At 67.0% G+C, this 24,995-nt stretch carries 6 protein-coding genes; 4 read left to right on the forward strand and 2 right to left on the reverse strand.

Annotated features, from left to right (window positions below):
* Nucleotides 1-5,010, reverse strand: a 5,010-nt coding sequence (locus HUW62_RS05500) for a type I polyketide synthase (protein ID WP_217911141.1), incomplete at its 3' end; no start/stop codon positions are given.
* A 72-nt stretch (nucleotides 5,011-5,082) separates the two neighbouring features.
* Between HUW62_RS05500 and HUW62_RS05505 the strand changes: the two genes are divergently transcribed.
* The gene (locus HUW62_RS05505; protein ID WP_255203251.1) at nucleotides 5,083-6,051 is read left to right on the forward strand and encodes an arginine deiminase family protein; all 969 of its coding nucleotides are present in this window, start codon (nucleotides 5,083-5,085) and stop codon (nucleotides 6,049-6,051) included.
* Nucleotides 6,052-6,154: 103 nt separating this feature from the next.
* Here HUW62_RS05505 and HUW62_RS05510 read toward each other — a convergent pair whose 3' ends face one another.
* Nucleotides 6,155-7,150 (reverse strand): peptidyl-prolyl cis-trans isomerase, encoded by a 996-nt coding sequence (locus tag HUW62_RS05510; RefSeq protein ID WP_176433788.1) that lies wholly within the window; start codon nucleotides 7,148-7,150, stop codon nucleotides 6,155-6,157.
* A gap of 364 nt (nucleotides 7,151-7,514) precedes the next feature.
* Here HUW62_RS05510 and HUW62_RS05515 point away from each other — a divergent pair, with 364 nt between their 5' ends.
* From HUW62_RS05515 to HUW62_RS05525, 3 genes are read left to right on the forward strand one after another with little or no spacing between them, the layout of a single operon-like run.
* Nucleotides 7,515-8,240: a peptidyl-prolyl cis-trans isomerase gene (locus HUW62_RS05515; RefSeq protein WP_176433789.1), complete on the forward strand. Its 726-nt coding sequence runs from the start codon at nucleotides 7,515-7,517 to the stop codon at nucleotides 8,238-8,240.
* 20 nt (nucleotides 8,241-8,260) lie between these two features.
* Nucleotides 8,261-9,220, forward strand: a complete 960-nt coding sequence (locus tag HUW62_RS49865; protein ID WP_176433790.1) for a peptidylprolyl isomerase — start codon at nucleotides 8,261-8,263, stop codon at nucleotides 9,218-9,220.
* Entirely contained in the window at nucleotides 9,217-24,483 is a 15,267-nt protein-coding gene (locus HUW62_RS05525; RefSeq protein ID WP_176433791.1) for an RHS repeat-associated core domain-containing protein, read from the forward strand. Before HUW62_RS49865 ends, HUW62_RS05525 begins: the two co-directional genes overlap by 4 nt.
* Nucleotides 24,484-24,995: the final 512 nt, after the last annotated feature.

The raw sequence follows: 24,995 nt of genomic DNA on the forward strand, positions 1-24,995 counted from the left end.
GCCGGGGCCCGGCTGGGGCTGGGGCCAGAAGCCACCCGCTTGCATCTCCGCGACGCTGTCCGCCACCGCGTGGACGATGGCATCGAGCTCCGCGTCGCCATGCGCGGTGGAGAGCATGCAGGTGCGCCCCTCCCAGATGTAGATGCCGCGGTCGCGCAGGTGGCAGAAGAAGAGGTCCATCTCCAGCGGCTGGAAGAGGTAGCTGGAGTTGCCGGCCACGTTGAAGCGCATGACCGAGCCTCCGTGCACCATCTCCACGGGGGCCTGGGCGCGCTGGAAGACCTCGTTGATGCGCTCCGCCAGCCGGGCAGCGCGCTGGTTGAGGTTCTCTTGGAGGGAGGGGCCTTCGTTCTTCAGATGCGTGAGGGTGGCGACCATCGTCGCCATGGTCAGCGGGTGCTTGCAGAACGTCCCGGCGGCGAAGGTCGTCTCGACGGCCGGATAGGAGTCATCGCCGTAGTTCCAGTCCCCGCCGTCGATGCGGTCCACGAAGCCGCCTCGGTCCGCCACGAGGCCGATGGGCAATCCTCCGCCCACGACTTTTCCGTACGTCACCAGGTCGGCCTCGATGCCCAGCCACGCCTGGGCGCCGCCGGGATGGAGGCGGAAGCCGGTGATGATTTCATCGAACATGAGGGGCACCCCCGCCGCGCGGGTCATCTCGCGCAGGCTCTGGAGGAATGCCCGGGGCTGGAGGTTGGGGCGGCGGCTCTGCAGCGGCTCCACCACCACCACGGCGAGCTCGCCCATGCGCTCGCGGATGATGTCGAGCGAGCGCTCCTCGCCATACGGCAGCACGATGACGTCGTCCGCGACCTGCTGCGTGACGCCCGCGGCCATGGGGAGCGACTGAGGCACCCCGTCGACCATCCGCCCGACGACCAGCGTCCCGTCGGAGTGGCCGTGGTAGGAGCCGGTGAACATCACGACCTTCGCGCGCCCCGTGGCCGCGCGGGCCAGCCGGAGCGCCGTCATCACCGCCTCCGTGCCGGAGTTGCAGAAGGTGACGCGCTTCATCCCGGTGAGCTCGCAGAGCAGCTCCGCCGCGCGGCCCGCGAGGTCCGACTGCGGTCCGACCTCCATGCCCTGCTCCAGGCGCTCGCGCAGCGCGTCCACCAGGAAGGGCGGCTGGTGCCCGAACAGGTGCACGCCGAAGCCCATGGAGAGGTCGATGAACTCGTTGCCGTCCACGTCCCAGAAGCGCGCGTCGCGCGAGCGGGTGCTGACGATGGGGTAGCAGACCTCCTTGAGCTCCGCGCGGAAGTTCATCAGCCAGCGCACGTCGCTCCACTGGGGGCGGTGTGTGCTGGCGTGCTGCTTCGAGCTTCGGGTCCGCCGCGTGTGGCGATCCACCAGCGTGTCCACGTGGTTCCGCTGCGTGGGCGTCAACACCCTGTCGGCCGTGCCCTTCAGGGAGCCCGAGGCGAAGGGCGATGCACCCTTGGTCGGCGGCGCGGACGGGAGCGAGGGGGCGGGTGCCGTGCGAGCAGTGGGCGTGACACCGGGCGCCGCGAGACTCGCGGACGTGGCAGTGGGGGCCACGTCCGCGGCGCCTGAGGGCATGGCGGCGACGGCCCCGGCTTTTCCTCCCAGCAGGGCGAGCTGCTGGCTCATGAGCTGAAGCTGCAGCTTGACGATCTGCTCCAGGCCCGCGTCGCCGGGCGAGAGCGTGGCGGCGGTGGGCGTGCCGAGAGGCTCCGAGGCGGGCGTGGGCGGGAGCGTCGCGAGCGCGGGCGTGGCGTCGGCGGGAACGGTCTGGTCCAGGTAGCGGGCCAGGGCGTCCAGCGTCGTCAGCTCCTCGAAGACCTGGCGCATGGTCAGCGTGACGCCGAACCGTTTCTCCACCGCCCGAGCCGCGTCCATCAGGATGACCGAGTCCGCGCCAAGCTCCAGGAAGGAGGCGTGCGCGTCCATGCGCTCGGGAGGCATCTGGAGCAGTCGGGCCAGCAGGGCGCGGAGCTCGATCAGGAAGCGCTCCTGGCGGTGCACGGTGGAGGGAGCGGTCATGGTGGCCTGCGAGGACTGAGGAGAGGGAGTGGCGTCCAGCCAGTAGCGCTGGCGCTCGAAGGGATGGGTCGGGAGCAGCACCCGGGGAGCGTCGTGGCCCGCGTGAAGCGAGCGAAGATCCACCGGGACGCCTCGGACGTAGAGGGCGCCCAGGGTGCCCAGGAGCGTCTCCCAGGCATCGCGCTGCTTTCTCAGGCTGGGGAGCCATTCGGCGCCGCCCTCGGGGAGGCAGCGCTTCGCCATGCCCAGCAGCGTGTCGTGCGGTCCCAGTTCGACGAACAGCGAGGGGCCCTTTGCGTCCAGGGCCGCGCGTTGGATGCTTTGAAAGAACTGGACGGGCTCGCGCACGTGGCGGCGCCACTCCCGCGCGGTAGGCGCCGCGGTGAGGGGCGCTCCGGTGAGGTTGGAGATGAGCGTCAATCGCGGCGGCTGGAACGCGACGCCGGAAGCGGCCTGCTCGAACGCGTCGAGCATGGGTTCCATCAGTGGCGAGTGAAACGCATGCGAGACCTGGAGGGGGCGGGCTTCCACGCCTCGTGCCTCCAGCGCCTGGACCACGCGCTCCACCGAGGTCCGCTCTCCGGAGATGACGACGTGGCGGGGCCCGTTGATGGCGGCCACCTCCACCGCGCGCTCGGACGCCAGCGCTGCGCGGACCGTTGCCTCGTCCGCCATGAGGGCGACCATGGTCCCCTCGGGTGGCAGGGCCTGGATGAGGCGGCCACGAAGCGCGAGCAAGCGCAGCGCGTCCTCGAGCCCCAGGACTCCGGCCGCATGCGCGGCGGCGTACTCACCCACGCTGTGCCCGAGGACGGCGTTCGGCTTCACGCCCCACGAACCCCACAGCTCCGTCAGGGCGTACGCCACCGCGAACAGGGCGGGCTGGGTGTAGCGCGTCTGGTGAATCCGAGCTTCGTCGTCACCGGGCCCTGGGAAGAGGAGCGACTTCAGCGACACGTCGAGGTGCGGACGAAGCAGCGCGTCGCAGCGCTCGATGGCCTCGCGGAAGACGGGGGCGCTTTCATGGAGCGCGCGCGCCATGCCGGGGTACTGCGCGCCCTGGCCAGGGAAGAGGAAGGTGACGTGCGGAGGGGCCTCGCGCCGCGCCTCGCCCTGGTGCAGGCCAAGGACGTCCTTCCCCTGGAGAAACGCGCCGAGCCGCTCCGACAACTCCTGGGACGAGCCCGCCACCACGGCGAGCCGGTGCGGCCAGTGGTCTCGCCCCGTCGCGGCCGTGAAGCACAGCGCCTCCAGCGAGGGCGCGTCCGAAGAGGCGAGCAGCTCCCGATAGTGTTCGACGAGGACGCGAAGGGCCGGCGCGGTCCGGGCCGACAGCGTCAACAGATGATGGGTGCGCGCCGGAGGGCTCGTGGCCGCATGAGCACGCGCGGGAGATTCGCCGAGGATGACGTGGGCATTGGTCCCCCCGAAACCGAAGGCACTCACGCCCGCGTACCGCGCTCCCAATGCTTGGGGCCAGGGCTCGCGCCGCGTCGGAATCTGGAAGGCGGGCTGCCGCAGGTGGATATGCGGATTGAGCTGACGGAAGTGGGCCTGGGGGGGAATCTCCCCGTGCCGCAGCGTCAGGACCGCCTTCACGAGCCCGGCGATGCCAGCGGCTGCTTCCAGGTGGCCGATGCTGCTCTTCGCCGAGCCGATGTAGCAGGGGAGCGACGTGTCACGCCCCTGGGCCAGCACCGCCTGGAGCGCGTCGACCTCCATGGGGTCGCCCAGCGGCGTCCCCGTACCGTGGGCCTCGACGTAGCCGATGCTCGCGGGGGACAGCCGTGCCTGTCGCAGGGCCTGACGAATGACGTCCTGCTGCGCGGCGCCGCTGGGCGCGGTGAGGCCATTGCTGGCGCCGTCATGGTTGACCGCCGAGCCGTGGAGGACGGCGAGGATGGGGTCGCCCGCGGCGAGCGCGTCCTTCAGTCGCTTGAGCACGACGACGCCGCAGCCCTCGGAGCGGACATAGCCATCCGCGGAAGCATCGAAGGTCTTGCATCGGCCATCGCCCGCCATCATCCCCGCCTGGGAGAAGGCGATGGTGAGCTCCGGAGTCAGGATGGCATTCACACCGCCGACCAGGGCCAGGTCGCACTCCTGGGAGCGGAGGCTCTGGCGGGCCAGGTGCACGGCGACGAGCGAGGAGGAGCACGCGGTGTCCACCGCCATGCTCGGCCCCCGCAGGCCCAGCAGGTACGAGAGGCGGTTGGCGGCGATGCTGTGGGCGTTGCCCGTGCCCGCGTACGCATCCAGCAGGGCGGGGTCACTGAACTGCTGCCGCGAGTAGTCCTGGGTGCTGATGCCCACGAACACGCCGGTGCGGCTGCCCTGGAGGGCCTTGGGCGCGTGGCCACCGCGCTCCAGCGCCTCCCAGGCGACCTCCAGCAGCAGCCGCTGCTGCGGGTCCATCCGGTGCGCCTCGCGAGGGGAGATGCCGAAGAACAGCGGATCGAACGCGTCAATCCCCTCGACGAAGCCGCCCCAGCGCGTGTTCATCGTTCCGGGTGCCCCCGGCCCGGCACCGTGGAAGCGCCGCGAGTCCCAGCGGCTCGGGGGCACCTCCGTTATCGCGTCACCCCCTCGTTGCAGCAGGGCCCAGTACGCCTCGGGTGAAGAGGCACCCGGGAAGCGGCAGGCCACCGCGGTGATGGCGATGGCGTCGTCCAGGTCCACGGAGGACTCCGCCTCGGACGCCTCGGGGACGGGAGGCGGCGCGAGCAGTCCGGCCAGATGCCGGCTCAGGGCATCGATGGTCGGGTGCTCCCACAAGGCGGTGGGGGAGACGTCCTGCCCGAGCCAGTCCGCCAGCTCCCCCGTGAGGAACACCGCCTCCTTGGAGGTGAGGCCGTATGTGACGAAGGGTTCATCACGCTTCACCTCCGAGGGCGGTACACCCGCCTCCTCGGCCACGGCGGCGACGAGCCACGCGACGAGCTGCTCGAACGTGCGAGGAGGGTGGGAGGACGGCGGCGAAGGTGAGCGAGCGAAAGTTGTCAAGATCTGAATTAGTTGAAAAGAACCGTATTGTTGATTTATTACATCAATCCGTAAATTCAGATCTAGCCACGTATGCGTGGCGGGTGCGATTTGATGGCGTTTGGCGAAGTCGAGTGCTGGTCCGAGGATGGCCGGCTGGACAGCGTGGTGGTGTTCCGGCCCGCCGAGCTGGACGTCGCGTCAGAGGAGGAGGCGGTCGCGGTGGGGTTTGCCCGCGTCGTGACGCGGGCCGCCGCCGAGGATGCCTTTGGCCGGCTGCGCCAGACGCTCGCGTCATTTGGCTGCAAGGCCATCGACCTGGAGGAGTTCCTGTCGCCGGCGGACCGGGTGGTCAGCAACACCACGGTCAACCGGGTGTTCGTCCGGGACACGGCGGTGGTGCTGGGGGCGCGGCTGGTCCGGGGTGCGGCGGCGTTTCCGCCGAGGGTGGCCGAGTTCGACGTGGCGCACGGAGCGCTGTCACGGCTGATGGGGCGGCACGACGGGAACGCGGAGTGGGCGGCCGCGGCACGCGTCGAGTTCGGGGACGTCTTCCTGCTGGGGCAGGGGCGGTTGCTCGTCAACGTGGGGTTGCGAAGCGACCCTCGGTTCGTGAGGGACTTCGTGGACCTGGCCTGGGGCGCGGGGTTCGAGGAGGTGGCGGTCGTCCGCATCCCCGACAGCCTGGGCATCATCCACCTGGACCTGGCCTTCAACGTGCTCGGGACGGAGGCCGTCGTGGCGCGAGCGTTCCTGCGCCACTGTCCGCTCCACGTGTACCCACGTGGGGAGCCGCCGCGCTGGGAGTCGTTCGAGGCGTACTTCGTTCAGCGGGGCCGGCGCGTGCTGGCGTTCGAGCCGGGGAGCACGCATCCCTTCCTGTCGAACTTCATCAGCCTGGAGCCGCGGTTGTTGCTCGCCTCGGAAGGGGCGGCGCCGCACCTGCGCAACCTGGCGCGGGGCCTCGGGCTGGAGGTGGTGGGCGTCGACATCGACGCGCTCGAGAGCGGCAACGGGAGCGTGCGCTGTCTGACGATGCCGTTGCGGCGCGGCGTGGCGTGACGAACCCGTGTCGCGATGTCTGTGATTGTGGCCATGGTAGGGCTCGCGAGCCGGCGTGAACCGCTGAAATGGTACGCCGGCTCAGTGCCTCGCTACCAGTCGCCTACGGGTGAGGCTGCGCCGTCGGAGCAGGAGCGGCGGGCTTGTTCTCCGCGCCTTCAATCTTCAACTGCTCCAGCGCCGCTTCCTTCACTTCAATCTTCGCCTGCGCCTTCAGCCCGTCGATGAATCCCTCCATCGCCTTGGACCGGCGCTCACCCAGCAGGCGCGCCTCGATGCGCGGCTTCGCCTGCTCGAAGGTCTGGTCCATCCCGACCTGCCGGCCCTGCAGCTTCACCAGGTGGAAGCCCTTGTCGGTCTCCACGACCTGGCCAATCTCCGACGACGACTTCAGACCGAACGCCGCCTCCGCCAAGGCCGCGCCCCACGCCACGGTCAGCTCATCCCGGCTGCGGAAGCCCAGGTCTCCACCTGCGGGCTTGGTGGCCACGTCCTGGGACTGCTGCGCCGCCGCCAGTTCGAAGGCGCTCTTCGTGGGGCCCGCTTCCTTCGCCTTCAGCTCCGCCAGCAGCTTCACCACCGTCGCCCGGGCCTGCGTGCGCTTCGCGGCGTCATCCTTTGGCGCCTCCAGGAAGATGTGGCTCACGCGGACGCGCTCGGGCTTCAAGAACTCGGAGAGGTGCTCGTCGTAGTACTTGCGCACCTCCGGCTCGGCGAGGGTTCCGGCGGCGGCCTCCTGCTGCTTGCGCAGCAGCTTCTGCACCATCACCTTCTCCAGCGTCGCCTGAATCTCGGGGTCCTTCTCCAGCCCCTGCTTCCGAGCCTCCTGCACCAGCAGCTCGAAGCGGATGAGGTTGTCGAGGAACTCCTTCTTCTTCTCCAACGTGGCGTAGCGGCTGCGCACGAACAGCGGCTGCTCGTCCAACTTCGCCTTCACCTCCTGGGTCGTCACGCTGCGGTCATTGATGACCGCGACGACGGGGCTCGAGTCCTTAGGCCCAGCCTCCGCTGGACGAGGACTCCCACCGTTGCAGGCGGAGAGGGCGAGGGCGGCGACGACGGCGGACAGGACTCGGGTTCGGACGGAGGGCGTGTGCATGGATGGAAACAACCTCGGGAGCTTCACATGGGGTGTGAACGCGCCGCGCTTTCGAGCCGGGACGGCAGCCATCACGTGAAGAGACAACCCAAAAGTGGGCCTGTATCGTATATCCAACATGGTGCAAGGTGCGAATCCCGTGGTTCCTCGGACCAGTCGAGCTCAGCAGCAGGAGAAATGCCCTCGGAGAACGATACGGACGAGTCGCGCCGTGTTGGTTGTGTGGGTGCTCTGTTGCGCCTGCACGAAGCCCGCTCCGGAGGGCGCGACCGGAGGGGAAGCCAGCGCCGGTGGAAGCAGGGTGGTCGGCCGCTTTGACGGAGGTGTCGTAACCCAGGAGGAACTCATTGAGGAATCCTCCCGGTTGCCCTCCCCCTTGCGTGAGCAGTTCGAGCGCCCCGCTGGCCAGCGCGAGTTCGTGCGCTCCATGATCGACAAGCGCCTGCTCGCTCAGGAGGCCCGGGCCCGAGGGCTCCATCAGAGGCCAGACATCCATAAGCAGGTCCAGGCCCTGGAGGAGCGATTGGTCATACAGGAGCTTCTCGCCGCCGAGGAGAAGTCCGCGGGGAAGCCGAGCGACCAGGCGCTGCGTGACTACTACGCGCAGCACCGGAGCGAGCTGGCCCAGCCGGAGCGACTGCGGCTGGCGCGGGTGCAGGTTCTGGTGCCCCAGGGCGCGACGGCCCAGCAGCGGGCTCAGGCGAACCAGAAGGCGGAACGACTGGCACAACGCCTCAAGGCGGGTGAGTCCCTGGAGAAGGTCGCCGCCGAGGGTGACGGCCCGGAGCGTGGACGCGGTGGCGAACTGGGCTGGGTGGCGCGTGGCGACCTGCCGGAGCGCGAGACGGAGTCAGCGGCGTTCGCCTTGAAGAAGGTCGGTGACACCACCGCGGTGGTGGCCGGGTCGAAGGGCTTTTCGGTAGTGCGGTTGTTGGAGCGCAAGGAATCGAGGGTTCCCGCGTTTGAGGAGGTGAGGGCGGAGGTGGAGGGGCGCGCGCTCCCGCAGTGGAAGCGAAAGGTTCTTGAAGGGTTGCTGGCCCGGCTGCGTGCAGCGGGCTCGGTGGGCATCGACGTGCCTGAGACGCCCTGAGGGCGCAGGTGGGAGGGGTTGTGCATTACTTTGGCTCGAGCGGCGTTCTCGCCGTGGATGGCGTCGTGTGCCCCAAGGGTGGAGAGCATCCGCTGTCCGCGCTCCGAACGCCTCGGCGCGTGTGGCGGCTTCCCGTGCTGGCGCTCCTGACTCTCACGCTCAGTGCCTGCCGGGACGAGCGTATCGTCGCCGAGGTCGGCAAGAGCGAAATCTCCAAGGCCGAGGTGGTCGCCTATCTCGCCGCGCGCAGCTCGCGCGAGCGTCCTCAGCCCGCCGAGGCGCTCGACGTCCTGGTGGAGCGCTCGCTGCTCGCCGAAGAGGCTCGACGCGCGGGTCTTCACGAGGACGCGGCGATCCAGGCGCGGCTGAAGACCGCCGAGCGTGAGGTCCTCGCCCAGGCCCTGCTGGACAATCGCCTGTCCGAGCTGACCACCGAGGAGAAGCTGCGCGAGCGCTACACCGCGACCCGGGAGCAACTCGGCCGCCGCGAGGTGCGTGTCCGCCAGCTCATGGTGCGCGTGGCGCCGGGCGCGGACGAGGCGACGCGGGCCGGTGCGCAATCGCGCATGAATGGCTTGTTCGCGAGGCTCGCGGGCGGTGAGCCCTTCGAGAAGGTCGCGCGCGAGGCCTCCGAGGAGACGGTGAGCGCGGCGCAGGGCGGAGACCTGGGCCCGGTGCGGGAGGGACAGGTGGACGACGTGTTCTTCACCGAGGCCGCGCGCCTCGCCAAGGGGGAGCGCTCGCGCCCGTTCGCGACGCCCTACGGCCTTCACCTCCTGGAGGCCGTGGAGGGCGTGAAGACGGTGGTGCCGTCTTTCGAGGAAGCGCGCGGCAAGCTGGAGTCGGATTCACGCCGCGAGGCGCAAGCGCAGCTCATGAAGGAGCTTCGTGAGCGCATCTCCGTGAAGCTCCATCCGGAGCGTCTGGACGCCGAGGCGTCCATGGCCAAGAAGCAGACGAGCAAGGAATCGCGTCCATGAACGGTCGTGGAGTGTGGGTGGTGGCGCTCCTTGGCTTGTGGCTGGGGTGCAGCCAGGAGTCGTCTCGTTCCGAAGTCCCTTCCGCGAGCGGTGCGCCGCGCGAGGGGCAGGTGCGTCAGGCGGTGTCCGGGGATGTGACGCCTCCCGTCATCACCGTGAGCGGCGTGGCGCAGGGCGCGTCGGTGCGAGTCGCGCCCACCCTCACGTGGACCGTCACGGACCAGAGCGCGACGCTCGTGGAGGCGTGGCTGGACGGCGAGCCGGTGGCGAGCGGCGTGATGGTATCGAGCGAGGGGCCACATGTGCTTGTCGTCCGCGCGACGGACGCCATGGGGCTGTCCACGTCGGCGACGCGGTCCTTCCGCGTGGACATGACGGCGCCGATGATAACCATCTCCGATGTCGAGGACGGCAAACACTACAACGGGGCCGCTGTCTCCCCCAATGCCTCGGCAGTGGACTCGGCGGCGGTGTCACTCTCCGCGACCCTCAACGGGGCCCTCTTCCCGTTGCGAGCTCTTGTACGGAACGAGGGACGGTACTTCCTGGTGGTCACAGCGACGGACGTCGCGGGGAACACCGCGTCGAAGACCGTCTTGTTCTTCATCGACAGGACGGTGCCAACGGTCGACTTCTGGGGCTTCGCCGACGGTGACCACCTCAAGGACGTGCCCTTCACCCTGGAGTTCTACGCGGAGGGCACGGTGCCCCAGGGGCCGTTTTCGCCCCTGGTTGCGACGGCGACGTTGAACGGTCAGCCCATCACCTCCCCGTGGGACCTCTATCTGGAGGGGGAGTACACGCTGATCGTCTCCGCCACGGACAAGGCCGGCAATACGAACCAAGAGCAGGCCGTCTTCGTCATCGACACGACGCCACCGGTGGTCACCATCTCCGGTGTCACGCATGATCAGGAGGTGGACGTCGCGCAGGTGGTGCCCACCTTCACTGCCTCCGACAATCTGAGCCCGTCACCCTCGGTGGTGGTGGAGGCGACCCTGAACGGGCAGCCCTTCTCCAGCGGGACGGCGGTGAGCGCCGAGGGCATTCACACGTTGATTGTCACCGCGACGGACCTTGCAGGGAACGAGACCCGGAAGGAAGTGCACTTCACGCTCGACCGCTCGGCGCCGGTGTTGAATGTGGGAGGGGTGACGAACGGCGCCAGGCTTCCCAATGTCGCTGTGACGTTCAGTGCGAGCGACCTCACCCTGAACTCCGTCACGGCGACGCTCGACGACGCTCCCTATGTGAGCGGGACGCGCATCTTTGACCATGGGGCGCACCGGTTCAATGTCGTGGCCGTGGATCGGCTGGGCCACCAGACGCAGGTGACACGCGTGTTCACCGTGGATGCCTTGGGACCGGTCATCATCGTCACGGGAGTCCACGACGGTTTCGTGACCAACGAGCCCTCGGTGGTCATCACCTTCAGCGCGACAGATGACTCGCGAGGACCCGTCCAGGTGCGTGCGACACTGAATGGACAGCCGTTCACCAGTGGCAGCGCGACGACGCTCAAAGGGAGCCAGACGCTGGAGGTCCTCGCGGAGGACGACCTCTTCAATCCCACCCGGAAGGTGGTGCATTTCACCATCGACCTTGATCCACCCACTCTCACGGTGTCGGGAGTCCCGAGCGGTCAGGTCGTGGACGTGGCGCAGGTGGTTCCGACCTTCGGTGCGATGGACGAGCAGACCTCCGTGACGGTGGAGGCCACACTCAATGGTCAGTCCTTCACGAGCGGAACGCCCATCACAGCGGAGCGTGCCCACACGCTCGTTGTTGTTGCCACGGACGCGGCCGGGAACGTCGCGCGTGAGGAGCACGTTTTCACCATCGACCGGACCGCACCCGAGCTGACTGTGACGGGCGTGGACGACGCCAGTCGCCGGGCCGCTCCGGTGGCCATTGTGTTCGACGCCGAGGACGCGAACCTTGCCTCGCTGACGGGCACGTTGGATGGCCAGCCCTATACGAGTGGAACGGCCATCACGACGCACGGCCCTCACGTCTTCATCGCCGTCGCACTCGATACCGCGCAGCATCGGACGGAGGTCCAGCGCTCGTTCCGGGTGGATGCGGAACCCCCCACGCTCACCATCACTGGCGTCTCGGATGGACTCGTCAGCAAGGCGGCGCAGGTGGTGCCCGTCTTCAACGCCACGGACGAAGGCGCGGTGACCTTGTCCGCGAGGCTCGACACCGTGAGCTTCACCAGTGGAAGCGCAGTGACGGCCGAGGGACCACACACGCTGGTCATCACCGTCTCGGATGACTTGGGTAACTCGCTCACACGAACCCTCGTCTTCACTTTGGATCGCACCCCACCTGCCGTGGTCCGGGTGAGTCCAGTCGATGGAACCGTCATTGATGAGCCGACCCTGGAGCTGGTGCTCCAGGTCACCGACCTCCACTCGAACGTGATGGTGCGGCTGGGGGCGACGGAGCTGTCGCGCGGCGAGGATGGTCGCTACCGGACCGTGTTGTCGCTGGAGGAGGGGACCAACCTCTTCGAGCTGACCGCGACCGACGCGGCAGGCAACGTCACGCCGCACACGGTGACGGCGACCCGTGATTCGGAGAAGCCGACGCTGACCGTGACGGCTCCGGAGCAGAACGCTCGCTTCGGGCAACTGTTCACCGACGTGACGGGAAGGGTCTTGGATTCGTCGTCGGTGACGCTCACCGTCAATGCCCAGACGGTGGCGGTTGCCTCCGGCGGAACCTTCTCCCACCGGGTGACGCTGACCCCGGGTGCGAACACGCTGGTCGTGGTGGCGACGGACGCGTTCGGGCATGTCGAGACGGTGACGCGCACCGTCCACGTGAGCGACGCGAAGCCCACGCTCGTCGTCACCTCGCCCTCGGAAGACCAGGTCATCACCTCGGCCAACGTGACGGTGAGCGGAAACGCGAAGGCGGCGGACCCGCAGGACACCGTGACTGTCACGGTCGCGGGGACCGCCGTCACCGTCTCTCCTTCGGGTGACTTCTCGCACATCGTGTCGCTGTCTCCTGGGGAGACACGGTCCATCTCGATTGTCGCGCGGGATGGCTACGGATTGACCGAGGAGATCGTCCGCACCCTCACTCGTACGGAAGCGGATGGCGGTACGTTGGACGCAGGCTCGCGTCCGGACGCTGGCGGGTCCGCGCGCGATGCGGGCGTGGGCGGCGCCGATGGTGGCACTGGAAGCACGCAAGACGCCGGGCCTGGGATCGAGCCGGACCCGGTGCTCATGGTGGACGCGCCGCTCGAAGGCGGCGTGTACGGCGGTGCCCGCTTCGTGGTCAGCGGTCACGTCGAGGGCGGGACGCTCCCGCTGCGAGTCACCGTGCAAGGCGTGAGCATGGCGGTGAACGGCCATGACTTCACGGGCGCCCTGGTGCTCGCGGATGGCGACCACTCGCTCCAGTTCAAGGTGACGGAGGCGCGCGGGCGAACCCATGCGCGGACCCGAGCGGTGGCGGTGGACCGCACTCCGCCGCACCTCGTGCTCACCCCGCCCGCGCCTCCCGAGGCGTGGAGCCGCCTCTCCCGTTCTCCGTATCTCCTTCAGGGCACGGCGGGAGACCGGCACCTGACAGAGGTGCGGGTCAATGGCACACCGACGCGGGTCATCGCGGGCGCTTTCAGCGCCTACGTGCCGCTCGTGGCCAACACGCCCACGCCCGTGGTCGTCACCGCGTTCGATGTCGCGGGCAACCGCAGCCAGGAGGCCGTGGAGCTCACCCTGCGAGGTGGCGCCCCGCGCATCACCGTCCTCGCGCCCGTGAATGGCTCCGAGTCCCCGGACCCGGTGGTGACGGTTCGTGTCCGCGTCGAGAGCGTCGCGCCGCTGCGCGCCGTGCGCATCGGGACCGACACGGTGACGTCGTCGACGGACGAGTACACGGCCCAGGTGCCGCTGGCCCATGGTGAGAACGTCATCCACGTCACCGCCGAGGACACCCAGGTACCCGAAGGAGAGACGGGCGGCATGGTGGGCTCGGCGTCCGTCACCGTGCGCTACCTGGAGGCGAGCAAGGCGCCGCTCCAGGTGACGGGTGTGTCCCCCCGCGCGGGCGAAGAGGGCGTGGAGCCCGATGCGCTAGTGAGCGTGTCCTTCAACAAGCCCATCCTGGGCACTGCGCTGTCCGAGAGTTTCAAGGTTCGCGTGCAGGGCCAGTCCACGACGCTGCCGGGTGGCTACTCGGTGGTGCCGGGCTCGCAGACCGTGTCCTTCATCGCGAGGGATCCGCTCCCAGAAGGTGCCCGCCTGACGGTGGAGGTGAAGAAGGAGTTGGAACCGGAGACGTTGCCGGCGATGAACGGCGATTTCTCCAGCGACTTCACGGTGCGCAGGCCGCTGACGCGTGTGCGCGGCTACGTGGTGGACGCGGACTACCGCCCCTTGCCCGGGGTGAAGGTCGCGATGGAGGGGACAAGCCTCGCCACGGTGACGGGCCCGGATGGCAACTGGACCCTGTTCAGCCCCAAGGGCGGGGAAGTGGTGCTGCGTTACGAAGGGGGCCTGACGTCCGAGGGCGCCTCGTTCCCCACGCTGCGGCGGCGCCTGTTCGTCAACAACGAAGCCGACACGCTGGACGCGCCGCTGGTGCTCACCGCCGTGGACACAGCCTCCGCGCAGGTCGTGGACGCCCTGCATCCCATGTTGCTGCGGTTCGCGAACCGTCACCCGGACCTGCGGGTGGACGTGCCCGAGGACGGCCTCTTCTTCGAGGACGGCATGACGCGAGGGCTCGTCACCGCGACGGAGCTTCAGCCGTATGCCCTCCCGTTGCCTATGGACGGGCGCGCTGCACTCGGGGCTGTCTGGCAGATTGGCCCGGCCGGACTTCGGCTCCAGAAGACGGTGTCCGTGACGTTCCCCAACCGCACCAACCTGCCCGCAGGCCGCCTGGCCATGGTGCTGGGACATGACCCGCGGAGACACGTACTCAAGCGCGTGGGCTTCGCTCGGGTGGATGCGGACCGCGCCACGCTGACTCCGGTGGCGCCCCTGGGGCTCACGTCGCTGGAGTTCATCGGCTATGTGCCGCTCAACAAGGACCAGCATGTCGCCGTCGCGACGGCGCTGGGGATGAACCCGGATGCGGGCTCGGAGGAGGACGGCGAAGGAGTCCAGGGGTTGATGGACCGGGTTCGTCCGTCCCAGTCGTCGGAGCCCCTTTGGAAGAAGCTCCTGACGAACCTCCTGGTGACGGATGCCCACGCCCAACTGGGCGGCGGGTTGGACATGGCGGCGTACAACGCCTTCGACACGATGCTCGGGATGGCGGTCCCCGGCGCGGTGATGGGCTCGGTCCGCGCGCCGCTGGAGCGCCAGTTGGTGCTGGAGGTCCGCGCACCCGTGGTGCCGCCGTTCGGCCAGCCGGCCTCGGAGCAGGTCGTCACGCTGCCGTACACGCTCGCGCTCGACTTCCGTTCCCGGTTCGAGTCGGCGGACCCCTATGACGTGGCGAACCCGGAGACGGTGCTCGTCAAGCTGACGGCGGAGGGACCCTCGGGCTCGCTCCCCGAGCCCACCGCGGGTGCATGGCAGTCCCAGGGTGAAGGCGAGGCCGCGCTCACGCCGCGCGTCGCGCTCCCCACCGGCAAGACGACGGTGACCCTGTCCGCGCTGTCGCAGTCGACTCACCGATTGATGAAGTTCGAGGCGGAGCTGATCGCGGAGCCCGCGGATGGTGGTCCGTCGACGGCGACGCTGCGGCTGCGCACGCTGGAGGACACCTTCAACGAGGGCGGGGACGTGGCGGTCCACAGCCCCGTGCGATTCAAGAACCTGCGGGTGACGCTCACCGGGCCTGGCAGTGGCTCCGCCGGGACGACGGGCGCTTCGGGTGGCTATGGAATCCCCGTGCCTGGACTCATGGGCGGGGAGATGGGCATCTCCTGTACGGAGGTCCCCACAGGCCCTCGGATGGTGGAGCGTCTGGGTGAAGACGGCGTGCTGCACTACACGCCCACGCTCAATCAGTTCCCCATCTGCTCGCAGACCTTCTGGTTGTACCCGGGCGCCACCACGCGCGCGGACATCCTGGTCGACGTGCGCATGCTGTATGGCGCGCTGACCTTCGTGGACCGGCAGGGTGAGCCACTGGCGCTCAACTGCGACCCGGAGGCGCACAGCGAAGCGGCGTCGACGCCCGGTGAGTTCACCGACATCGCGCTCAAGGACGTGAAGTCGACGGAGGTCCACTTCTTCCGTGCGGACGACCTCGAGCACCCCATCGCGACTTTCGCCGCGGGCACGCCCAATGGTGTCGCCTGCACGCAGGGACCACCGACCGGTGAAACGCCGCACGGCTATTACTCGCGTGTCCGCACGGGGCCGGCGGCTCGCATCCGGCAAGCCGCGCGGGAGCAGTGCCGGCAGTTGGAGCGACAGCTCGGTACGTCCGACGCGGGCTCTCTGAGTCCGGAGGACCAGCGGTATTACGACGGCAACTGCCGCGACAACCGGACCAACACGCTGCGGCTGAACCCCGGAGACCGGCTGGTGGTCTTCGCGGTGAATCACGCCACGGGCTACTCGGGCATGACGTCCGTCACCGTGCCGGCCATCAACCGTGTGAGCCGCACGGAGACGGGAAGCTGCCAGGCCGACGACGACGCCGGTGGGCCGCTCCAGGTGACGGAACTCGGCGAGCCGATGACGTTGTCCCGCTGCACGCAGTCCGAGCTGGGCATCCCCGCCGACCTGAAGCTCTTCCCGCCCGAAATCGATGTCCGCGTGGCCCGGCGCATGACTCCGGAGGGTGTCCAGGTCCCCGCTCGGCCCAGCCTCATCCGTCACGGGGGCGCGGCGACGACGCGGGATGATTTCCTCCAGATGGCGACGCACTGGCGCGTGCGCCAGCTTCCCGAGCCGAAGTCGGATGGAGGCACTCCGACGGACGCGGGGAGTCCCGTGTCCAGCGATGGAGGCTCCGAGGCAGTCGAGTGCACGGATGCCGGCTTCCTGCCGGACGGTGGCATCTGCGAGCCCGGGTTCCTGAGAGACCGTGGCGCGCCAGGACACGAGTTGGAGCTGTTCTGCTCCGAGCTGCCCCCCACGTCACCGCAGCGCCTGCTGGGGCGGTGTGACACGGGGTCGCCTCGGGTGGTGGATGTGCCCACGGGTGTGCCGCCGCTGGCGGGTCGCCTGGTGCAGGTGACGCAGACGGCGGTGGAGCAGCCGGTGGTCGTGGCCTTCCCGGTGCGTCCGGGTCGCCACACGGCCTCCGTCCAGGCGTCGCTGACGTATCAGAACGAGTCGGGCGCGACGGTGTCGCTCAGCTCCCTTGCTCGCGCGAACTACTACCTGCACGTCGTCGGACACCCGATGTTCGAGCGGGATCGCAACGACGACGGCTTCCTGCAGCCCGATGAGGTCAACGCTCCGCCGCCGAACTTCTGTGAGCCGGGGGAGTGTCAGGAGATCGATGGCGAGCCGGAGTCCACGGAGGAGCATCCGGACAAGCTGCCCAAGTGGGCGGTGGGCCTGAAGAACGTCTACCGGCATCGCGAGGCGGATGGCTCGGCGTTGGAGCGATATGACCGTGCGAGGGAGCACGAGTTCCGCGTGCTGGAGCTGGGCAAGGTCACCGTCACGGCGCAGACGGGCGACCACGCAGGGGCCGACGGAGGCAGCGCCGATGCCGGGCGTGTGCTGACGGGGCTGCCTCGGCCGGAAGCCACGGACGATGACGTCGCGTATCAGTTCCTCATCGACAGCCTCCAGGAGCCAGACCTCCCGGGTCGCGCGGGGACGATGAGCGGCGAGTACCGGCTGCGGCTGGGCACGGACGACTTCGGTATCGAGTGCCCCATCGTCATCGAGGACGGCCGGCTCACCGGCACGTGCGACGGCGAGTTCCTGCCGGAGGTGCTGTCGGCGGCGGACATCCTCTACTTCGAGCTGTACCTGAGCGGGAACGCTGACAACGTCCTGTACCGCTTCAACTTCCACGGCATCTCCCCGCGCACGGACTTCGTGACGGCGGGCAGCGAGGACACGCTGGAGCGCTCCATGGCGAGGTCGACGCCCTCGTCGCCTTCGCTGAACAACCTGGCCGCGCCCGCGGTGGCTCGTCCCATCTCCGTCAAGGCGATGGCCCACTTCGCCATCGAGCCCGACACGCTGACGAACGGCATCATCCGCATCTGCGAGGGGCCCGACTGCAACGCGTCCACACTGCTCAAGGCCGCCGAGCTTCGGTACATCCCGAACCAGACGACCGGGGGGGGCAGCTACGAGGTCGTCCGGTACCTCGATGAAGGCGATGCACGGGTCAAACAACCGCTCATCCTGCTGCCGAAGCCGGGGGCGAATGGCGCTCGGCGTTTCGCGCTGCCGTTGACGAACGACGTGGGACGCATGCAGGACATGCCGACCCGTGGACGGGAGCTGTTCCTGGTCATGGTGCCGGAGGCCCGTGAGGACGGATCGAGTGCTGTCGTGAAGATGGCGCTGGGCGAGCCCGTAGGCCGCTACAACTTCGTCAACGCACGAGCGGCAGGCCAGACGGTGGTGGAGGGCGTCAACCTCGCCGGAGGTCACCTCAGCATCACGTACGAGGACTTCTCGGTGCCACACCTCGCGGAGGCCGTGAGCTTCTCCCGGACGTTCAACAACCAGAACAATGAGGTGTCACCGCTGGGGGTGGGGTGGTCGCATGCCTACGAGGGCTTCGTCGTCGAGGAAGAGCTTGGACGCTACATCGTCGTCCTGAGTGGCCAGTCGTACGACTTCCCCTCGTGCGACACGGTGAGCCCGGCGACCCGGTCGGCCCGCGACTGCAAATCGGATAAGTCCCACGGCGGCAGCCTGGCGGTGGACGTTGAGGGCGCGGAGTTCAAGACGCCCCAGGGAATGGTCTATCGCTTCAAGACTCCTTCCGTTCTTGATGCGGGTATCCCGACTCAGCGCCGTTGGTTGCTGACCGAGTTTTCGGATGGGCAAGGAAAAGACAGCCCGAAGCAGGGCTGGACGACGCTGACGTATTCGCCTGACTCGGACCGGGTGGTGCGTGTCTCCCGCTCGCCAGGACATGTCTCGCTTGCGTTTGAGTACAAGGACGTCGATGGGCCGGACTCGGCGCAGAAATTGCGGCTCCTGGCCCGGACCCAGGGGCTGAAATTACTGTCCGCAGTGGGGCTCTACATGAACACGAGCCTGCCTTCGGACCCACAGCAACCGCCTGTTGCTGGGGCCGCCATCCACCGCGTGGAATTTGAGCATGATGCCTTGGGCAACCTGCTGCGCGCTGGACGGCAGACGGGTCTTCCTTATCAGGCATGGGTCTACGAATACGCACCTTTGCCGAACACATCGGGATACGCCCGCTGGCGGCTGGTCAACGAGCTGAGGACCGCGCGCTATCAGGTGACGCCCGGCACCACTCCGCCTGCTGGCGGCGAGCTGGCGTACTTCGATCAATGGGTCGCGAACTACACAAGCAATGGCACATCGCGAACCTACAACCATGTCCCGACCGGAGAGGTCATCGACTCGGCGGGGAGCACGGGAACCGGACCAGGTCCTTATCGGTACGTCTATGAGGGCTCGGGCCGTCGCAAGGTGACGCGGCCGGACAGCGTGAGTGTGGCGTACCTCCTGACGAGCTACGGAAGCGCCGAGAGCATCACGGTGGGGTCGTTGAACGAGCAGAAGACCGTCTGGCGCGGCGACGGGCAGATCTCACCGGAGCACGTGACGCTCCCGAACAAGGCGCAGCTCGGCTACGACATCGATGCTTCCCATCGATTGCTCGCCCTGCGGTTGGAACAGGCGCCTCCCGCGAGTGAAGGCTTCCGAGGCTCGCTCGGTCAGGGCTCTCAACCCGAACTCTTGCGTCAGACCTTCACGCAGCCGGTGAACAAGCAGTTCGGTATTCCGGACCAGCGAATCACTCCGGCCCAGCCGGGAACCCAGGCGATCAACACCCGGGTGACGGCGGAGGGCCAGGTCGAGGGCGTCTCCGTCATCAATAATGACGGCACCACGGCGATGAACTCGGGAAGCCGCTCGTTCGCGACGGACGGCACGGGCATTCTCACCTCGGAGACCGACACACTCGGGCAGGTGCTTGCCTACAGCGAGCCCAATGCGTTGGGGCTCCCACAGCGGATCGTCCTGACGAACTCGACAGCGGGCGGATCTGGACTGACGACCCTGACGCGAACGGTGGCGTACGACGCCTTCGGGCGCGTGGTGGAAGTCAAGGGAGTCGAGACGGGCTCCGAAGAGGCATGGCAGTACGACAGCCTGGGGCGCATCACCCGGCGCTTCATCAAGGGCACTCCGTCTCAGGAGTGGACGTACACGTACACTCCCGCGAATCGTCGGATGACGGTGCAAGAGCGTCTGAGCGACTCGATACCCCTGAGGACCGTCGAAACATGGGAGGTGGCGGAAGGGGATGACGCCGAACGCGGTGTGTTCGTGGAAGAGCGCACGCCGTTTGGGCCGCCGGGGCAGGAATCGCTGGCTGTGCGCAAGCGCCATCTACGGAATGGCCGGCCGGTCACGACAACGGATGCGGTGGGGGTCGAGCGCGCCTATGACTACGACGCGTCCGGGCGCATGACGGCCGTTCGCATCGTCAACGCCGGAACGACCCAGGGCCCGTCCAACGTTACCGAGCTGCGCTATCAGGACTTTGATTCCAACGGGAGGCCCCGCGCCGTCGTGGACCACAACGGTCTGCTGACTCGGATTGGCTACGACTTCCTGGGACGGCCCGTGTACTGGGATTACACGGGAGCCGAGGTGGTGAGTGGCGAGCGCAGCTCGGAAGAGTGGCGTCGGAACTTCCAGGGGGATGTGTACTCCCGAGCCTTCGGTAACAGCGTTTCCAGCCATGTGTTGGACCTGGTGCCAGATGCGCTCGGGCGGGTGCTTTCCACGCAGACGAATCTGGCGGGTGGTGTCGTTACGAGCCTGCAGGCCTCCACGGAATATGACGGCTTCGGGCGGGTGACCAGGCAGCAGGACCTGGTCATGGCCCTGGACGAACACTTCGAGTACCACGACGTCCTCGGTCGTCTGACGCGTTACACACGGACGATCGACTCAGGCTCGGGGCTGTTGGACCTCGAGGTGACGCGTCAATACCAGGACGCGACGCACAACACGGTGCGAGGCAAGAAGGTCACTCTCACTCGCACCATCGGGCGACTGAGCGGTGCCGCGCGCATCGAAACAGGGGAGGAGTACTACGATGGCGCCGGGCGGTTGTCGGAAGCGGTTCGGTTTGTCGGCGGCGTCCCCGCATCGACGAAATACACCTACAACGCTCGTGGACAGGTCATCTCCGAAATCCGCCCCACGGACGACGATGGCACGGAGACCACGACCTACCACTATGACTCCGCGGGCAACCTGTACAGGACGGACGAGCCGGGCGACGCGACCAACCCAGCGGCCATCACGGAACTCTTCGTGGACGGGGAAGGGCGCGTCGTGCGGCAGAAGGGGCCTCACCCCGACGCGGACTGGCGCTACACCTACGACGCTTTCGGCCAGGTCAAGACCAAGGAGTTGGTCGCTACGGGCGAGAACACCGTGGGGGCCCGGTGGACGTATGCCTATGGACTGACAGGCAAACCAGGCGCGGATGGCACGGTGCCGAACTCCGCCATCGAAGAGACAGATCCGCTCGGGTACAAGACGTACCGGTATTTCAATGCGCGCTACCAACTCCTCAAGGAGGTTCGTGAGGACAAGCGCACGGTGGCCGGTGGAGGCACGAGCACGAACGGGAACACCGTCACCACGACGTATGCGTACGCGGGACCGTGGCTCCAGAAGCAGGTGCTGACAGAGAAGACGGAGGGAGGCGCGGGCTCGCCGTCGGTGCGCACGCTGGAGCACAAGAAGTTCGACGACCGGGGCCGAGCCCTCGAGACTCGTGAGCACTGGCAGCGGGGAGTGGACGCCTACGAGTATGTGACCAAAGCGCCTTGGGTCGGGCGTTCGGTCTCGGTCCTTCAGACAGGGACGGTCAGTGCGTCGCCAGCCGTCGCGCTACCCTCGCGGCAGTTTGAAGTGGAGACCAACAGCCTGGGCCAGACGGTGTCGCGGAGCCAGGGCGGGTTGACGGACGCCTGGACCTATGACGCGGCGGGAGTGCTTGCTGGGAAACTGCCGGCGGGCCAGCCCCCGACGAACTACACGTACGACCAGGGACTGCTCGTCGACATCGCCCTGGGGGCCGGGGCCGCCCCTGAGCACATCCTGATGACCTATCGGCTGGATGGGCGCCTCGAGAGCGTGACCGACCATGCCCAGCGAGTCCGGTCGAACTTCTACGGCCCTCGCGGTCTCTTGGTGAGGGTGCTGTTTGGCAAGAGCGGTGAGACCACGGACACGCGGTACGCCTATGACGCTGGCGGCTTCGTGTCTCATGTCTGGAAGGACCCGGAGAGTCCCTCGGATGTGTGGCGGTACAAGCATGGACCCATGGGGGAGTTGACACATGTCACCCCTCCAGGGCTGGAGGAGTTCACGTATGACTATGACGCCTCCCGTCGGTTGACGGCCGTCAACCGCCCCGTGAGAGGCGCGCCGTCGGAGACGTTCGAATATGACTACCAGGGCAGGACCCTCCGACGGAGTCGCGGCACCGCGGACTGGGTGACCTCTTGGGTCAATGGTGTCAGACGAGTCACGAGCCCAAGTCATGCCGAGCTTTCGGGCGGGAATGACCGGGATGTCGTCGACACGCTGCTGGATGGGCGCGGGCGGCCGGTTTGGAGCGCCTTCAGTCCGGGGGCTTCGTCTGCGCCACAACAAGATGTGGGACGAGTGTCATTTGCCTATGACCCACAGGATGCGTTGTGGCAGGCGGTCGAGGAGCGGACCAGCGGCATCGTGGTGAATGATTTCCACTACGATTCACGAGGCCGGATCGCGCGGGTCCACCGAGGGAAGGACGACGACTCAGACAAGGAAGATTGGGTCGAGTACACCTATGTCTCCGGGAGCGATCTGCTCCATCGGCGTACGTCGGGCATGCTGGCCGATGGGCCGGTCTTCGAGGAAGAGTTCGGGTATGATGAATGGGCCCGCATCAACTCCTTGCGTACGCGGAGCGGCGGTTCGCTCCTGTCCAGGACGGTCGGCTGGGAGCCAGGCGGTGCAAGGCTCTCTTTCGTGGCGGATGACGCGTACGTGGAGCGACGTTGCTACGATGGACCCGGCCGGTTGGAGTCGATTCGGGCCTCGACGGTGGGTGAGGATGTGGACTGCACCCAGACGGCTGGGTCGCCCACGGTCGGATTCAGCTACACCTATGATGCGCGAGGCAATCGGCTGCGCGAGGATGCGCAGTTGCCCAATGCCCAGGGCGCTCTGGTCCCCGAGTCCACGGACTACGGTTATGACAAAGCAGATCGTCTGACGGGAGTTCGCTATCCTGGAGGGGGAGCGTCTCTCTACAAGCTTGCCTCGGATGGAACACGTCTCGGAGCACGCCACGCCACGAGTCATTCCGGGTCATTGTCGGAGGACGGTTACGCTCTGGCCGCGCTCGCGGGGCGGCGGCTGGAGTATGGGTATGATGGCACGGGAGGTCTGAAGACTGTCGATGACCTGGCTCAGGAAGGGGCGGCGAGGCGTCAGGCAACTTACTTCACGGATGGCTCGGGCCGAGTGCGACGAGAGCAGCGGTCCGCGAGTGACTCGACGCACTATGATTGGGATGCGGCGGGTCGTTTGGCTCAGGTTCGAATCCAGAAGCTGGGAACGGGTGGCGCGCAAGAGACGTCGACGGTCGAGTATCGGTATGGCTTTGACGGCTTGCGTCGCTCGCGAACTTCGGCCGCCGGTACGACACGCTACGTGTGGGCCAGCGAAGAGCTCGTCGAAGAGCAGCTCGTGGGAGGGGCCCGACTGCATCAGGAGCAGCTTGGTGGGCTGACGCTCTCCACAGGGGGAGAGCGAATCTTCCATGATGGCCTGGGCAGTGCCGTGGCTCGAGTGAAAGGCGACAACTCCCTGGTCTTGCACCGGTATGCCGCCTGGGGTGGCTATCGCGATAACTCGGCACCCCTCTCGACGCAGACAAGTGTGGGGTTCACCGGGTATTCCTATGACGCTGACGTGGGCCTGACCTATGCCCAGCAGCGGTGGCTCGACACGACCACAGGGCGGTTCCTGTCCGAGGATCCGGTGGGAGCGGAGGCCTACCTGACCAGGCCCAACGAGCTGAACCCCTGGCTGTATGTGGCAGGCAACCCCACGCGATACACGGACCCATCTGGAGAGTGCATCTGGAGGGGAAGTTGCTGGGTAGGCATCGGGGAATCCGTCAACAGTGGCGCCGTGAGCTCCGTGAATGGCGCGCTCTGGTTGGCCCGCCCTCTTGTTCGGGATGTCACGACGCTGGCTACGGATAGCAGCGTCGTCCTGGGGGCCTTCGACGATGATTGGAGTTATGACGAATCGCGGTCGCGTCGGGTGGAGCAAGAGTGGATTAAGTTGGGAATGCTTGATGTTTTGGCGGCCGGTCCCGAAGCGATGTTCAAGAACAGTATCGTTTCTACTGGCGACGATCTCAGGGATGCCGCGCAGCTTTGCTATTACGCGGAGGCAAGCGTCCTTACTGAGGAATTCAGTAGGGCGTGTGGTAAAAAATTGCCTGGGGTAGTCGCAACTATCGCAGATAGCCTTGGGGGGACGCATGGAGGGCGAGCCGGGCTGGAGCGCGCTCTGGTTTCGCCCGATTGGGTTCCACATAAAGCTGTTCCATTGGGCCTTTCGGGCGGCGGTAGATCGAACCCCGTGTCAACGGTGTTTGGGGGAGTGAGCGATGCGAGCCGTCCTCTTCGAATGAGCGCAAGTGGTCCCGGTGAGATTGTGAGGCATAAAATCTCGTTTGGGCTTACGCGGCATGGTCGGATGTACAATGCGCTCGAGGATTTCTCCGAGAAGACGGGTTCATTGTATTATAAGCAATGGCACGATGTTGGGTTGGTGGGGAGGTTTAAGCCGTTTGGCGAGCGGTTCGATGTGGTGACGAAGGCTGCTGAGAGTATTCATTTTAATCTCGATGGGCTTGAGTTCATGGACACCGGAGTGCCAAATCTTTCTCGTGCGTGGTTGGACAGGCAGGAATTGCTCAGGGTAACAGAGGCGGAGTTGGCGGCAATCCTGCGTGAACCGCAATTGCTGGAGAAGACGAAATTCTATAGGAAGGGTGAATTGGTGACGCGGCCCGAGGAGTTCCCGCGCCTCTTGAGCGATGTGTTGGAGGAGCCTCCGATTGAGTGATATGAGATTCATTGAAGAGATCGGTGAGGTTAACAGGTGCCTTCGGGAGCAGGCGGGGGGGATGTGTGTGGTCTTGCTCTACGTGGCATCTCATTGCACGCTGGAGTTGCGCATTCAGGGGCAAATGGCAGGAAGGGGAGTTCATTTGGTGTGCGCGGACTGCACTCGGATGGATTTTTCTGCTGCATGGAACGTCGGTCAGTTGAGTGTGAGGCGCGAGGAGGACGGTAGGTATCTGGTGGAGGACTCGATTGCTGGCGTCCGGGTGAGTTGTGGTGAGGTTTGGGCTGCACTTGATGTGCCTCTGCATGTGTCTCTTGTGTTGAGGCGTGAGGGGGCTGTTTCGAGTTGAGTGTTGGTGGATGATTGGCGCGCTTTGGACCGAGGCTGGGTCGGGTGGGCTTCTTTGGTTGAGTTGTTGGAGTGTTGTTTTGGATTTGTCTTGGGAGGTGGTGACTGTCTTGATTTGAGGGTGAGGCCGCCGGCTAAGACGCTTTGAATTCGTGCTGTTG

Source organism: Myxococcus sp. AM011, assembly GCF_013372595.1.
Classification (GTDB): Bacteria; Myxococcota; Myxococcia; order Myxococcales; family Myxococcaceae; genus Myxococcus; species Myxococcus eversor.

Bases quoted from the DNA above. Each gene is read 5' to 3' on its own strand.
- HUW62_RS05510 (WP_176433788.1), bottom strand. From the start codon at position 7,150: ATGCACACGCCCTCCGTCCGAACCCGAGTCCTGTCCGCCGTCGTCGCC.
- HUW62_RS05505 (WP_255203251.1), top strand. From the start codon at position 5,083: ATGCGTGGCGGGTGCGATTTGATGGCGTTTGGCGAAGTCGAGTGCTGG.
- HUW62_RS05525 (WP_176433791.1), top strand. From the start codon at position 9,217: ATGAACGGTCGTGGAGTGTGGGTGGTGGCGCTCCTTGGCTTGTGGCTG.